This is a genomic window from Variovorax sp. PBL-E5 (assembly GCF_901827185.1).
Classification (GTDB): Bacteria; Pseudomonadota; Gammaproteobacteria; order Burkholderiales; family Burkholderiaceae_C; genus Variovorax.
Map to the genome: position 1 here is coordinate 297,066 of NZ_LR594671.1, position 13,969 is coordinate 311,034.

Consider the following 13,969-nt stretch of genomic DNA (forward strand, 5'->3'; position numbering starts at 1 on the left):
AGATGTCGTATGGATTTATCATGAAGCCGTATGAATCTGTCGATCCGCCAGATGCGCGCCTTCCTGCATGTCGCGCACATCGGCAACTTCACGCGTGCCGCCGAGCAGGCCCACATGACGCAGGCCGGCCTGAGCACGCTGGTGCGCGAGATGGAGCGCCAGCTCGGCTGCCGGCTGTTCGACCGCACCACGCGCATGGTCGTGCTCACCGCGGCGGGCCGGCGGCTGCTGCCGGTGGTGGAGCGCGTCGTGACCGACCTCGACGATGTCACGGCGCACCTCGGCATCGAGGGCGACGAAGCGCGCCAGACCTTGCGTGTCGCGGCCACGCCGCTGGTCTCGTCCCATCTGCTGCCGCAGGTCTTCCATCGCTTCCGCGAGAGCCATCCGACGGTCAGCGTCAAGCTCTTCGATGCCGACCTGCGCGACGTGGAGGCGATGGTGACGGCCGGCGAGGCCGACATGGGCCTGGGCTTCTTCTTCAAGGCCGCACCGGGGCTGGAGCGCACGCCGGTCGGCCGCTTCCATCTGATGCGCGTGGCACCCGCCGAGACGCAGCAGGCGCCGGCGTCCACCGGCAGCGTGCCCTGGGCCTCGCTGCGCGCGGCGCCACTGCTGGGGCTGCCGCAGAGCAATCCGATCCAGAAGGTCATCGACCAGCACCTGGCGACCATCGGCCGCGCGGACGCCCAGCGGCCGGCCTTCAACTTCTTCGGCACGCTGATCTCGATGGTCGAAGCCGGCTTCGGCACCGCGGTGATGCCGACCTTCGCGCTCGCCGCCTGCCGGCGCCATCGGGTGCGCACCGACGTGCTGATGAAGCCGAAGGTGGGCATGGACTTCTATCGCATCACCCGGCGCGGCACGCACGAGACCGAGGCCATGCAGGCCTTTGCCGCAACGCTGGTCAAGGCGCTGCCGGCGCTCTCGCGATGAGCTTCTGGCGTTGCGCGCCGGCTGTCCGCCAACCGGCGAGCAGTTCGCGGCAGCCCAGATCCTCGGCCGCGAGATGGACGCGCTCGAAGTTGTTCCACCAGATCACCGAAGGAATGTCGATCGCCTGCTGGTGGATCGGTGTCGTGGTCTGCCACAGCACCGACAGGCGGTAGTCTTCGTGCAGCGCGCGGCGGTCGTAGCCGCGCACGCCGCGCGCCAGCAGCTCGTCGTGGCAGCAGTCCATCAGGCGCTGCTCGAACCGGCGCCGCAGATCGGGATACCAGTGGACCGCCATCATGCAGGCGAGGTCGTCCGATCCGACGTCGATGCGCCAGGCGCCCCAATCGAACAGACGCGTATCGTCGGCGCTGCCGGCCTTCGGCAGGAAGCAGTTCCAGACATGCGCATCGCCCTGGACGATGGTCATGTGCCGATGCGTGTGGTAGCACGCCATCGGGCGCGGCATGGCGTCGAGCCATCGCGCATGGAAGTCGCGGCGCTCGGGCGAGAGCCGATCGCCGAGCTGCGGCCTTCAGGAAGAGCGTTGCGGGCGCATGGGCCACGGCGCCCTCGTGACTCAGGCGCAACCTGAAGAGTGCGAAAGGATGGTGGTCATGCGTGCCTTTTGCTTCGGGACTTCGGCGCCGTGCTCAGAGCATCTTCCGGTAGACGACGAAGCCTGATCGGTCGGCCACCTTGTCGTAGAGCTTCATCGCCGCCGTGTTGGTCTCCTGCGTCTGCCAGTAGACGCGCGGGGCGCCCGCGGTCTGCGCGCGCCGATAGACCGCCTCGATGAGCGCGCGGCCGACGCCCTGGCCGCGTGCGGCCGCCGTGGTGAACAAGTCCTGCAGATAGCAGCTCGGGCCGATCTGCGTCGTGCTGCGATGAAAAAGAAAATGCGCCAGGCCCACCAGCGCGCCACCGCGTTCCGCGACGAGCGCATGCACCGGCTCGTAGGCATCGAAGAAGCGCGACCAGGTCATGGCCGTCACCGCGGCCGGCAAGGCGGTGTCGCCATGCCGGCCATAGAAAGTGTTGTAGCCGTCCCAGAGCGTCTTCCAGGCCGGGTAGTCGTCTTCGGCGACGGATCGGACAAGGACAGGGTCATTCATGCGTGGCTGCCTTGGAAAATCCGCAGGATAGCGCGGCGCGGCAAGGTGCCGATCCCTCACTAAGATCGGCATCGTGGAGGCAACCCGGATGAGCGACGAGGACATCGTGGTGGTGGGTGCCGGGCCGGCCGGGCTGGCGGTTTCCGCGTGCCTGCGCGCGCAAGGGCTCGTCCATCGCGTGCTGGAGCGCGAGGCCGACGTAGGCTTTGCCTGGCGCCGCCACTACGACCGCCTTCATCTGCATACGGCCAAGGGGAGTTCGGGCCTGCCGTTCGCGCCATGGCCGGCCGATGCGCCGCGCTATCCCTCGCGCAAGCAGGTGGTCGGCTATCTGGCGCGCTATGCGTCGCAGCACGCGATCGCGCCGCGCTTCGGTATCGAGGTGCGCCGCATCCGGCGCCGGGGGGAACGCTTTGCGATCGACACCAGCGATGGCGCGTTGTCGCCTCGCTTCGTCGTCATCGCGACCGGTTCCAATGCGATCGCGAACCGGCCTGCGCTGCGCGGCCTCGAGCGCTTCGAGGGCAGCGTGATGCACGCAGCGGCCTATCGAAATCCATCGCCCTTCATCGGCAAGCGCACGCTGGTCGTCGGCTGCGGCAACTCGGGCGCGGAGATCGCGCTCGACCTCGCGGAGCAGGGCGTCGAGGTGGCGATGGTGGTGCGCGGGCCGGTGCACGTCGTGCCGCGCGATCTGCTCGGCGTGTCGACGCAGCAGATCGGCGTGCTGCTGTCGGTGCTGCCGCTGGGCCTGCGCGACGCGATCGTCGCCGCGGTGATGCGCATGGCCGTCGGCGATCTGTCGCGATGGGGCATCGTCCGGCCGCGCACCGGGCTCAACCGGATGATCGAGGCATCGGGGCGCATACCCCTCCTCGACATCGGGACGATCGCGATGATCAAGGCCGGCAGGATCCGCGTGTTGCCCGCGGTCGACGAGGTGCTTGCCGATGGCGGGCGTTTCGCGGACGGTGCCGTGCATCCGTTCGAGGCCATCGTGCTGGCCACCGGCTATACGCCAGGATTGCAGCGCATCGTCGAGGGCTTCGATGCGATCGCCGATGGGCACGGCCGGCCCGATCGCTTCGGCGCCGAGAGCGCGATCCCGGGTTTGTTCTTCGTCGGGTTCAGGAATCCGCCGACCGGCGCGTTGCGCGAGATCGCGATCGAGGCGCGGCGGGTCGCCCGCGCGCTCGCTGCGTACGCGGGCAGGCCTCAGAGCGTGAAGTCGTAATCCACCGTGATCGGCGCGTGATCGCTGAACTTGAGCGTCTTGAAGATCTGCTCGTCGCGCGCGAGCTTCGCCAGCGCCGGCGTCGCGAGGTGATAGTCCAGCCGCCACCCCACGTTCTTCGCATAGGCCTGGCCGCGGTTGCTCCACCAGGTGTAGGCCTCGTCGCTGGTGTCGGGCTTGAGCATGCGGTACACGTCGACCAGGCCGGCACCCTCGGCGCCGGTGTCGAGCAGGTTCGTCATCCAGGCGCGTTCCTCGGGCAGGAAGCCGCTGTTCTTCTGGTTGCTGCGCCAGTTCTTGAGGTCGATCTCCCGGTGCGCGATGTTGATGTCGCCGCAGAGGATGAAGTCGCGCTCGCGCTTGAGTGCGACCAGGTGCGGAAAGAAGCCCTTGAGGAAGCGGAATTTCGCAGCCTGCCGCTCCTCGCCCGAGGAGCCGCTCGGAAAGTAGCAGCTGATGATGGAGCGCTTGCGTTGGGGCGTGTCGAAGCGCAGCTCGAGGTAGCGGCCCTCGGCATCGAATTCCGGATCGCCCCAACCCACCACGACCTTGCTGGGCGCGTGCTTCGTGTAGATCGCGGTGCCGGCATAGCCTTTCTTCTCGGCGAAATGGAAGTGGCCTTTCAGCTCCGCCATCTCCTCGAAGCGGCCTTCGATGTCGCTCGCCTGGACGCGGATCTCCTGCATGCAAATACAATCCGGCGCGAGTTCGGCCACCCAGTCGGCGACGCCCTTGGTGGCGGCCGAGCGCAGGCCATTGAGGTTGAGGCTGGTCAGTTTGAACACGAGGATATTTCCGATGACTGAGGCGGTTTCCGGAGTTGAAGGGCAGGACGCAGGCGGCGCGTTGGCGCAGGAATTCGTGCAGTTCGCGCTGGAGTCGGGGGTGCTGCGCTTCGGCGAGTTCAAGACCAAGGCCGGCCGCATGAGCCCCTATTTCTTCAACGCGGGCCTGTTCGACGACGGCGCCAAGCTTGCGCGGCTGGCTGGATTCTATGCAGACCGGCTGATCGCCAGCGGCCTCGAATTCGATATGATCTTCGGCCCGGCCTACAAGGGCATTCCGCTGGGCGCGACCTTGGTCGCCGAGCTCGCCCGGCGCGGCCGCAACGTGCCCTTCGCCTACAACCGCAAGGAAGCCAAGGACCACGGCGAGGGCGGCACGCTGGTCGGCGCGCCGCTGCGGGGCCGCGTGCTGATCGTCGACGACGTGATGTCGGCCGGCACCGCCGTGCGCGAGTCGATCGCCGCCATCCGCAGTGCCGGCGCCACGCCGCATGCGGTCGCGATCGCCCTCGACCGACAGGAGAAGGCGACGGAAGATGGCATCGATGTGGCCCACAGCGCCGTGCAATATGTACGAAATCGGCTGGGACTCGAGGTGATCGCGATCGCCACGCTCGATGACTTGCTACAGTACCTCTCGGGCCGCGCAGACAGCGAACTGGGCGCCCACCGGCAGGGAGTATTGGCTTACAGGGCGCGCTACGGCGTCGCTTGATTCAACCCCTGTCTGGAGGCGGACGTTGGCGCGCACCCGAGCATTCATCGCATCATGGGCCTTGCTGTTGGCCGCAGCCGGCACGGCCCACGCACAAAAGGCGCCGGCTCCCGGCGCCCCACCGGCTGCCGGCATCTACACCTGCACCGATGCGCGGGGCCGCACCATCACGGCCGACCGACCGATCGCGGACTGCAACGACCGCGAGCAGCGCGAACTCGGCCCCAGCGGCACCGTGCGCCGCAAGATCGAACCCACCTACACGGCGCGCGAGCAGGCCGAGCGCGACGAGGCTGCGCGCCAGGCGGCGCTCGCGGCCTCGCGGCAGGTCGAGGAGCGACGCCGCGAGCGCGCCTTGCTGATGCGCTACCCCAACCCGGCGGCGCATGACCGCGAGCGCGCCGAGGCGCTGGTCCAGATCGACGCGGTGATCCAGGCGGCGCAGAAGCGCCTGGGCGAGCTGTCCGACGAGCGCAAGTCGATCGACGACGAGCTCGAGTTCTACAAGAAGGACCCGACCAAGGCACCCGATTCGCTGCGCCGCAAGGCCGACGACAACGCAAAGAGCGCCGCGGTGCAGAACCACTTCATCAGCGACCAGATGGAGGAGAAGAAGCGGGTCAATAACCGCTTCGACGAGGAGCGCGCGCGCCTTCGGCCCTTGTGGGCGACCGCGACGGGCTCGGCCGCGCGCTGAGCCGGGCCCGCCGCGCGGCTGCCGACGGGCCGCTTCGTTCAGCCCAGCCGTGCTTTCAGCAGCGCATTGACCTGCGCGGGATTGGCCTTGCCCTGGCTGGCCTTCATCACTTGGCCGACCAGTGCGTTGAAGGCCTTGTCCTTGCCGGCGCGGTATTCGTCGATGTTCTTCTGGTTCGTGGCCAGAACGCCGTCGACGATCTTCTCGAGTGCGGCGGTGTCACTCATCTGCTTCAGGCCCTTGGCTTCGATGAGTGCGTCGACGTCCCGGCCTTCGCCGGTCCAGAGCGCATCGAAGACCTGGCGTGCGGCATTGTTCGAGACCGTGCCGTCGCCGATGCGCCCGATCAGCGCGGCCAGCTGCGCGGCCGTCACCGGCGCGGCATCGATCGCCATGTCCTGCTGGTTGAGCCGGCGCGCGATCTCGCCGGTGATCCAGTTGCTGGCGAGCTTGGCATGGGCGCCGGCCGCCACAGCGCTCTGGAAGTAGTGCGCGAAGGCCGGGCTCTGCGTGAGCTGCGCGGCGTCGTAGGCCGACAGTCCGTGGTCGCGCACATAGCGCTCGGCCATCGCGCGTGGCAGCTCGGGCATCGCGGCGCGCACGCGCTCGATCCATTCGGCGGCGATCGCCAGCGGCGGCAGGTCGGGATCGGGGAAGTAGCGGTAATCGGCCGCGTCTTCCTTGGTGCGCATCGCACGCGTCTCGCCGCTGTCGGGGTCGAACAGCACGGTGGCCTGCTGGATGGCGCGGCCTTCCTCGATCTCCTCGATCTGCCAGCGGATCTCGTAGTCGATCGCCTGCTGCATGAACTTGAAGCTGTTGAGGTTCTTGATCTCGCGCCGCGTGCCCAGCGGCGCGCCGGGCCTGCGCACCGACACGTTGGCGTCGCAGCGAAAGCTCCCTTCCTGCATGTTGCCGTCGCAGATGCCGATCCAGGTCACGATCTTGTGCAGCTCGCGCGCATAGGCCACGGCCTCGGCGGTGGAGCGCATGTCGGGCTCGGTCACGATCTCGAGCAGCGGCGTGCCGGCGCGGTTCAGGTCGATGCCCGATTGGCCGACGAAGTCCTCGTGCAGCGACTTGCCCGCGTCTTCCTCGAGGTGCGCACGCACCAGGCGCACGGTCTTGGGCTCGTCGCCGAGGAAGAAGCTCACCGTGCCGCCCTGCACGACCGGGATCTCGAACTGGCTGATCTGGTAGCCCTTGGGCAGGTCGGGGTAGAAGTAGTTCTTGCGCGCGAAGACGCTGCGCGGCGCGATCGTCGAGCCGAGCGCGAGGCCCAGGCGGATGGCGCGCTCGACGGCGCCCCTGTTCATCACCGGCAGCGTGCCGGGCAGCGCGAGGTCCACGGCGCAGGCCTGCGTGTTGGGCGCGGCGCCGAACGCGGTGGAGGCGCGGCTGAAGATCTTCGATGCGGTGGACAGCTGGGCGTGCGTCTCGAAGCCGATGATGACTTCATAGCCCTGCACCAGCGGGCCGGTCGGGCGCCCTTCCTGCATCTGTTCGAAGGAGGTGGTGGTCGTGCTCATTGCTCGAAGCCTCCGGGCGTGCGCAGGTGCCAGTCGGTGGCCTGCTGGAAGCGGTGCGCCGCATTCAGCAGCCTCGACTCGCCGCAGTAGTTGCCGATGAGCTGCAGGCCCACCGGCATGCCGCCGTCGAAGCCGGCCGGCACGCTCATGCCGGGCAGGCCGGCGAGCGAGGCGGGCAGCGTGAAGATGTCGGCCAGGTAGTCGGCCACCGGATCGTCGCCGTGTTCGCCGAGCTTCCAGGCGACGCTCGGCACGGCCGGGCCGGCGATCAGGTCGCATTGCGCGAAGGCCTGCTGGAAATCGTCGGCGATCATGCGGCGCACCTTCTGCGCCTGCAGGTAGTAGGCGTCGTAGTAGCCGTGCGAAAGCACATAGGTGCCGATCATGATGCGGCGCTTGACCTCGTCGCCAAAGCCTTCCTCGCGGGTCTTGCCGTACATGTCGGCGAGGTCGCGGTAATCCCGCGCCCGGTGGCCGAACTTGACGCCGTCGAAGCGGCTCAGGTTGCTCGAGGCCTCGGCCGCCGCAATGATGTAGTAGACGGGGATCGAGAGCTCGGTGCGCGGCAGTGTGATCTCGACGCGCCGGGCGCCCAGCTTTTCGTACTCGGCCAGCGCGGCCTCGATGGCGGCGCGCACGCCCGGGGCCACGCCCTCGCCGAGGAACTCGGTCGGCACGCCGATGCGAAGGCCTTCGATCGAACCGTCCAATGCGCGTGAGAAGTCTTCGGCCGGCCGGTCCAGCGAGGTCGAGTCGCGGTCCGGGTCCGGGCCGCACATCGCGGACAGCAGCAGGGCGCAGTCCTCGGCGGAGCGTGCCATCGGCCCGGCCTGGTCGAGACTGGAGGCGAACGCGACCATGCCGTAGCGCGAGGCGCGCCCGTAGGTCGGCTTGATGCCGGTCACGCCGCAGAAGGAGGCCGGTTGGCGGATCGAGCCGCCGGTGTCGGTGCCGGTCGCGGCTGGCGCGAGGCGCGCGGCGACCACGGCGGCGCTGCCGCCCGAGGAGCCGCCCGGAATGCGCCGCGGGTCCCAGGGATTGCGCACCGGCACCGCGCGCTCGAAGCCGACGGCGGGCACGGCGACGTTCTCGTTGGCCGAGCCCATCGCGAATTCGTCGCAGCTGAGCTTGCCCAGCGTCACGGCGCCGGCCTCGGCCAGCCGGCGTACCACGGTGGCGTCGAAGGGCGAGCGGTAGCCGGCCAGGATGCGCGACCCTGCGGTGGTCGGGAAATCAGTGGTGACGAAGATGTCCTTGTGGGCGATCGGCACGCCGGCCAGGGCCGGCGCGTTGCCGGCGGCGAGCTGTGCGTCGGCCGCGCGGGCCCGGGCCAGCGTGAGGTCTTCGTCGATGGCGACGAAGGCACCCAGGTCCTGATGGCGGCGGATGCGGGCCAGGTGGTGCTGTGCGGCCTCGACCGCCGAGACTTTGCGTTCGCGCAGCGCCGTGGCCAGCCCCGCCACGCCCAATTGATGCAACGCTGCGCTCATTCGATCACCTTCGGCACCAGGAACAGCCCGTTCTCGACCGCCGGCGCGCTGCGCTGATTGGCTTCACGGTTGTCCGGCTCGCTCACCACGTCGTCGGCCAGGCGCAGCGTCACGTCCTGGACCGCGGCGACCGGATGGGCCAGCGGTTCGATGCCGGCGGTGTCGACCGCCCGCATCTGCTCGACCAGGTCGAAGAAGCCATTGATCTGGCCGCGCATGCGTTCGCTCTCCTCGGGTGCAAGCTGCAACCGGGCGAGCGAGGCGATGCGCGCAATATCGGAAGAAGTGAGGGACATCGAAAAAAACGAGAGAACGAACGGCGTACAACAGTACGACAGACCCCATAAAGAGGTGCACCGAACACTGGAGCGACAGGGGGATTCGGGTATTATCCCGCCTTTGCCGCAACCCCCGCGAACGCGGCGGCCTTTGCCGCAAAAACGTTTCAAACCACCCCGTCAAACGACCCAGCAAGAGGGCGACGACATGCCGACGCGCATGCCGTGCTCCAGAGGATTCCACCATGTTTGGAGCTTTCCGTCGGTACTTCTCTACCGACCTCGCGATCGACCTCGGCACCGCGAACACCCTGATCTTCGCGCGCAACAAGGGCATCGTCCTGGACGAGCCTTCGGTCGTCGCCATCCGCCACGAAGGCGGCCCGCACGGCAAGAAGGTGATCCAGGCCGTGGGCCGCGAAGCCAAGGCCATGCTCGGCAAGGTGCCCGGCAACATCGAGGCGATCCGTCCCATGAAGGACGGCGTGATCGCCGATTTCGTGATCACCGAGCAGATGATCAAGCAGTTCATCAAGATGGTCCATCCGCGCTCGCTGCTCACGCCGAGCCCGCGCATCATCATCTGCGTGCCCTGCGGCTCGACCCAGGTCGAGCGCCGCGCCATCAAGGACGCGGCCGAGGCTGCCGGCGCCACCTCGGTCTACCTGATCGAGGAACCCATGGCCGCGGCGATCGGCGCCGGCCTGCCGGTGTCGGAGGCCAGCGGCTCGATGGTGGTCGACATCGGCGGCGGCACCACCGAGGTCGGCGTGATCTCGCTCGGCGGCATGGTCTACAAGGGCAGCGTGCGTGTCGGCGGCGACCGCTTCGACGAGGCCATCATCAACTACATCCGCCGCAACTACGGCATGCTGATCGGCGAGCCGACGGCCGAAGTGATCAAGAAGACCATCGGCTCGGCCTTTCCGGGCTCCGAGGTGAAGGAAATGGAAGTCAAGGGCCGCAACCTCAGCGAAGGCGTGCCGCGCAGCTTCACCATCAGCAGCAACGAGGTGCTGGAAGCGCTGACCGATCCGCTCAACAACATCGTCTCGGCGGTCAAGAACGCGCTCGAGCAGACGCCGCCCGAGCTGGGCGCCGACATCGCCGAGCGCGGGATGATGCTGACCGGCGGCGGCGCGCTGCTGCGCGACCTCGACCGCCTCCTGGCCGAGGAAACCGGCCTGCCGGTGCTGGTGGCCGAAGACCCGCTGACCTGCGTGGTGCGCGGCTGCGGCATCGCGCTCGAACGCATGGACCGTCTCGGCAGCATTTTCACGAGTGAGTAGCTCGCCCCCAGGCTTCGCGCACTTCGTGTCGCTGCGCCTTCCCCCTGCCGGGGGCGGCGCCTGCGGACCGGCGGAGCCGGTTCCGCGGCACCTCCCGAACATACCAATAAATAGCGCTGCCTTCTCGGCGACTCTCGTGGCATAAAGCATCATGCCGCTCGGCACTCTTGATCGCACTGCCCCGCCCCTGTTCAACCAGGGGCCGTCGGCGCTCAGCAAGCTGATCTTCTTCAGCGCGCTGGCGCTGTTCCTGATGGTGGCCGATGCGCGCTTCAACATCGTGCAGCCGCTGCGTGCGGGGATCGGGGCGGTGCTCTATCCGATCCAGTGGCTGGCGCTCAAGCCGGTGCAGCTGATGGTGGGCGGCGGGCGCTACCTCGAAGACTTGCAGGCCGCGCAGAACAACGAGGCGCAGGCGCGCAAGGCGCTGGCGCTGCAGTCCGAGCGCGCGAGCCAGGCCGACACGCTGGCGCAGGAAAACGCGCGGCTGCGCTCGCTGCTCGAACTGCGCCAGACCACGCAGACGCCCGGCCGGGCCGCCGAGGTGCTCTACGACACCGCCGATCCTTATACGCGCAAGGTGGTGATCGACCAGGGGATGACCAACGGCATCGCCGCCGGCTCGCCGGTGATCGACGAATACGGCGTGATCGGCCAGGTCACCCAGGTCCTGCCCTTCACCAGCGAGATCACGCTGGTGATCGACCGCGATCTGTCGATGCCGGTGCAGAACACGCGCACCGGCGCGCGCAGCGTGGCCTTCGGCGATGCCAGTGCGCATGGCGGCGGGCTGGAGCTGCGCTTCATGGCGGCCAATGCCGACCTGCAGGAAGGCGACATCCTCGCCACCAGTGGCGTCGACGGCGTCTACCCGGCGGGGCTGCCGGTCGCGAAGATCGACCGCATCGAACGGCGTGCCGATTCCGCCTTCGCGCGCATCCATTGCGTGCCGCTGGCCCACGTGACGGCGGCGCGCTACGTGCTGGTGCTGGCCCCCGCCAGCGTGGCGCCGCGCCCTCCGGCGGCCGCAGCCGACCTGACCCCGGCCGCCAGGAAGAAGGCCGAGCGGGCCGAGCGCGCGGATGCCAAGGCCGACAAACCGGCCGCCAGGGCCGACAAGAAGGAAAGGCGCACGCGATGATCATGCGTCCCGGCCAGCAGCAGCTCCTGCTGCCCTTGAGCCCCGTGTTCATGTGGGGCAGCCTCGTCGTCGCGCTGCTGCTCGACATGGTGCCGGTCGGCCGCGCCGCCTGGACGCCCGATCTGCTGGCGCTGGTGATCGTGTTCTGGAGCGTGCACCAGCCGACGCGCATCGGCATCGGCGCGGCCTTCGTGTTCGGCCTGCTGATGGACGTGCATCAGGCCGCCATGCTCGGCCAGCATGCGCTGTCCTATACGACCCTCGGCTTCTTCGCGATCATGATCCATCGGCGCCTGCTGTGGTTTCCGGTGCTCTCGCAGGCGCTCCAGGTGCTGCCGCTGTTCGCCCTGTCGCACCTGATCGAACTCGCGATCCGGATGATCGGCGGCGGGATCTTTCCGGGTTGGACGATCCTGATCTCGCCCGCCATCGAGGCGGCACTGTGGCCGGTGGTGAGCGCGCTGCTGCTGGCGCCGCAGCGCCGCACGCCGGAACCGGATGCCAATCGACCACTCTGAGTGCTGACGGCGCGATTTGCGTCGAGTGTTCAAGCGGCCTAAGCTTCTTCCCCCATGACAGAGATTCGCAATGTCGCTGCCGACCTTCTGCGCTTCAAGCGTCGCGTGATCGTGATCGGTGTCGTGGTGCTGACGGCCTTCGGTCTGCTGTGCGCGCGGCTGGTCTACCTGCAGGTGACGCGCCACGAGGATCTTGCCGAGCAGGCCGAGAGCAACCGCACGGCGATCGTGCCGATCGTGCCGAACCGCGGCCTGATCCTCGATCGCAACGGCATCGTGCTGGCGTCCAACTATTCGGCCTACACGCTCGAGATCACGCCTTCCAAGGTCGACGACCTGGAGGCGACCATCGACGGCCTCGCACAGGTGATCGAAGTTTCACCGCGCGACCGGCGCCGCTTCAAGCGGCTGCGCGAGGATTCGCGCAGCTTCGACTCGGTGCCGATCCGCACCCGCCTGAGCGACGAAGAGGTCGCGCGCTTCGCGGCGCAGCGCTATCGCTTCCCGGGCGTCGAGATCAAGGCCCGGCTGTTCCGCAACTATCCCAACGGCGAGACCGCCAGCCACGTGCTGGGCTACATCGGCCGCATCAACCAGGCGGAAAAAGCCGCCATGGAAGATTGGGATGACGAGGACCTGGCCAACTACAAGGGCACCGAGTACATCGGCAAGCTCGGCGTCGAGCAGAGCTACGAGAAGACCCTGCACGGCCAGACCGGCGTCGAGCAGATGGAAACCTCGGCCGGCGGGCGCGCGGTGCGCCGGCTCGCGAGCCATCCGGCGACGCCTGGCAACACGGTCATGCTCTCGCTCGACATCAAGCTGCAGAAGCTGGTGGAGGACATGTACGGCGACCGCCGCGGCGCGCTGGTCGCGATCGATCCGAAGACCGGCGAGGTGCTGGCTTTCGTGAGCAAGCCGAACTTCGACCCCAACCTGTTCGTCGAAGGCATCGATTCCGAGAGCTGGAAGGAGCTCAGCGAATCGATCGACAAGCCGCTGCTCAACCGCGCGCTGCGCGGCACCTATCCGCCGGGTTCCACCTACAAGCCCTTCATGGCGATGGCCGCGCTGCAGACCGGCAAGCGCGGGCCGAGCGTGGTCGTCAACGATCCCGGCTACTTCAACTTCGGTGGCCATCGCTTCGGCAGCCCCGAGGGCAACCTGGGCGGTGTCGACATGCGGCGCGCGATCCAGCTGTCGAGCAACATCTACTTCTACTCGCTGGCCAACGAGATGGGCGTGGACATGATCCACGACTTCATGAAGCCGCTGGGCTTCGGCCAGATCACCGGCATCGACCTCGGCGGCGAGCTGCGCGGCGTGCTGCCGAGCACCGAGTGGAAGCGCAATGCCTACAAGCGGCCCGAGCAGCAGAAGTGGTATGCGGGCGAGACCATCTCGCTGGGCATCGGTCAGGGCTACAACGCCTTCACGATGCTGCAGCTCGCGCAGGCCACCTCGATCCTGGCCGAGGGTGGCATCAAGCACCGTCCGCACCTCGTGCTCGCCACGCGCGACACGGTCAGCGGCGAGGTGAAGCCGGTCGCGCAGCCCCCTGCAGAGAACCTGGGCTTCACGCCGGCCAACGTCGGCGTGGTGCGCGATGGGCTGGTAGCCGTGGTCACCGGCGGCACCGCACGCGCCGTGTTCGCCGGTGCCGGCTACCAGGCGGCGGGCAAGACCGGAACGGCGCAGGCCGTGACACAGGCGGCCAATACCAAGTACAACGCGCACGCCCTCGAGGAGCACCAGCGCGACCACGCGCTCTTCATGGCCTTCGCGCCGGCCAGCGATCCGAAGATCGCGGTGGCGCTGATCGTCGAGAACGCCGGCTGGGGCGCGGGTGCCGCCGCCCCGATCGCGCGCCGCGTGTTCGACTACTGGCTGATGAACCAGTATCCGAACGATGCCGACATGGCGGCCGTCCGGGCCGGCAAGGCGACCGCGCCGATCGGCAAGCCGCTGGTGGCGAGCGAGGTCGCATGGCCTGCGCCGCCCGCGCCGCCGTCCCCCTGAAAGCGGGCGGCGCAAAAAAGAAAAGGCGCCGACCGGCGGCGCCTTGTTCAAAAAAACGGCATCTCGTGCGGATGCCTTGTCTGGATATTGTTCTGATTCTCCGAAAGATGTCTCCTCGGTCCCCCGCGCAGCGGGCTGGCCCGTTTGCGAGTGGCGCGACTTTAGGCGGTGCACCGCGGCAGTGCATCGGGGATTACCCGTCACTCGGCCACGGCTGGCAACGAAC

General features: G+C 68.2%; 14 protein-coding genes. 8 read left to right on the forward strand and 6 right to left on the reverse strand.

Going from position 1 to position 13,969, the window contains the following annotated elements:
• The first annotated feature begins 30 nt into the window (after window positions 1-30).
• The gene (locus tag WDLP6_RS01435) at window positions 31-936 is read left to right on the forward strand and encodes a LysR family transcriptional regulator (protein ID WP_162590912.1); all 906 of its coding nucleotides are present in this window, start codon (window positions 31-33) and stop codon (window positions 934-936) included.
• Here the strand turns inward: WDLP6_RS01435 and WDLP6_RS01440 are convergent.
• A complete protein-coding gene (locus WDLP6_RS01440) occupies window positions 908-1,363 on the reverse strand; it encodes a hypothetical protein (RefSeq protein WP_162590913.1) in 456 nt (151 codons plus the stop codon). The two genes, WDLP6_RS01435 and WDLP6_RS01440, sit on opposite strands and share 29 nt — an antisense overlap.
• Before the next feature lie 223 nt (window positions 1,364-1,586).
• Window positions 1,587-2,048, reverse strand: a complete 462-nt coding sequence (locus tag WDLP6_RS01445) for a GNAT family N-acetyltransferase (protein ID WP_162590914.1) — start codon at window positions 2,046-2,048, stop codon at window positions 1,587-1,589.
• Between the two features lie 88 nt (window positions 2,049-2,136).
• Here WDLP6_RS01445 and WDLP6_RS01450 point away from each other — a divergent pair, with 88 nt between their 5' ends.
• A complete protein-coding gene (locus WDLP6_RS01450; protein WP_162590915.1) occupies window positions 2,137-3,282 on the forward strand; it encodes a flavin-containing monooxygenase in 1,146 nt (381 codons plus the stop codon).
• Here WDLP6_RS01450 and WDLP6_RS01455 read toward each other — a convergent pair.
• Window positions 3,264-4,067: an exodeoxyribonuclease III gene (locus tag WDLP6_RS01455; protein ID WP_162590916.1), complete on the reverse strand. Its 804-nt coding sequence runs from the start codon at window positions 4,065-4,067 to the stop codon at window positions 3,264-3,266. The genes WDLP6_RS01450 and WDLP6_RS01455 overlap by 19 nt on opposite strands.
• Window positions 4,068-4,080: 13 nt before the next feature.
• Here WDLP6_RS01455 and pyrE point away from each other — a divergent pair, with 13 nt between their 5' ends.
• Both pyrE and WDLP6_RS01465 read left to right on the forward strand, forming a co-directional pair.
• Window positions 4,081-4,782, forward strand: a complete 702-nt coding sequence (gene pyrE, locus WDLP6_RS01460; protein ID WP_162590917.1) for an orotate phosphoribosyltransferase — start codon at window positions 4,081-4,083, stop codon at window positions 4,780-4,782.
• 25 nt (window positions 4,783-4,807) lie between these two features.
• Window positions 4,808-5,479, forward strand: a complete 672-nt coding sequence (locus tag WDLP6_RS01465; RefSeq protein ID WP_232076934.1) for a DUF4124 domain-containing protein — start codon at window positions 4,808-4,810, stop codon at window positions 5,477-5,479.
• Between the two features lie 38 nt (window positions 5,480-5,517).
• Here the strand turns inward: WDLP6_RS01465 and gatB are convergent, their stop codons facing one another.
• Genes gatB through gatC form a run of 3 tightly spaced genes read right to left on the reverse strand, consistent with a single transcriptional unit; the run spans window position 5,518 to window position 8,794 of the window.
• Entirely contained in the window at window positions 5,518-7,008 is a 1,491-nt protein-coding gene (gene gatB, locus WDLP6_RS01470; RefSeq protein ID WP_162590919.1) for an Asp-tRNA(Asn)/Glu-tRNA(Gln) amidotransferase subunit GatB, read from the reverse strand.
• Entirely contained in the window at window positions 7,005-8,498 is a 1,494-nt protein-coding gene (gatA, locus tag WDLP6_RS01475) for an Asp-tRNA(Asn)/Glu-tRNA(Gln) amidotransferase subunit GatA (protein ID WP_162590920.1), read from the reverse strand. The genes gatB and gatA overlap by 4 nt, the downstream gene beginning before the upstream one ends.
• A complete protein-coding gene (gene gatC / locus WDLP6_RS01480; RefSeq protein WP_162565415.1) occupies window positions 8,495-8,794 on the reverse strand; it encodes an Asp-tRNA(Asn)/Glu-tRNA(Gln) amidotransferase subunit GatC in 300 nt (99 codons plus the stop codon). Before gatC ends, gatA begins: the two co-directional genes overlap by 4 nt.
• Before the next feature lie 227 nt (window positions 8,795-9,021).
• Between gatC and WDLP6_RS01485 the strand changes: the two genes are divergently transcribed.
• The 4 genes from WDLP6_RS01485 (at window position 9,022) to mrdA (ending at window position 13,743) form a co-directional block, all read left to right on the forward strand.
• Window positions 9,022-10,065 carry a rod shape-determining protein gene (locus tag WDLP6_RS01485; RefSeq protein WP_162565416.1) on the forward strand — a complete coding sequence of 348 codons (1,044 nt, stop codon included), beginning with the start codon at window positions 9,022-9,024 and terminating at the stop codon, window positions 10,063-10,065.
• 151 nt (window positions 10,066-10,216) lie between these two features.
• Complete coding sequence (mreC, locus tag WDLP6_RS01490; protein WP_162590921.1) at window positions 10,217-11,206, forward strand: rod shape-determining protein MreC; 990 nt, start codon at window positions 10,217-10,219, stop codon at window positions 11,204-11,206.
• Complete coding sequence (mreD, locus tag WDLP6_RS01495) at window positions 11,203-11,724, forward strand: rod shape-determining protein MreD (protein WP_162565418.1); 522 nt, start codon at window positions 11,203-11,205, stop codon at window positions 11,722-11,724. The genes mreC and mreD overlap by 4 nt, the downstream gene beginning before the upstream one ends.
• A gap of 54 nt (window positions 11,725-11,778) precedes the next feature.
• Entirely contained in the window at window positions 11,779-13,743 is a 1,965-nt protein-coding gene (mrdA, locus tag WDLP6_RS01500; protein WP_162590922.1) for a penicillin-binding protein 2, read from the forward strand.
• Window positions 13,744-13,969 lie beyond the last annotated feature (226 nt).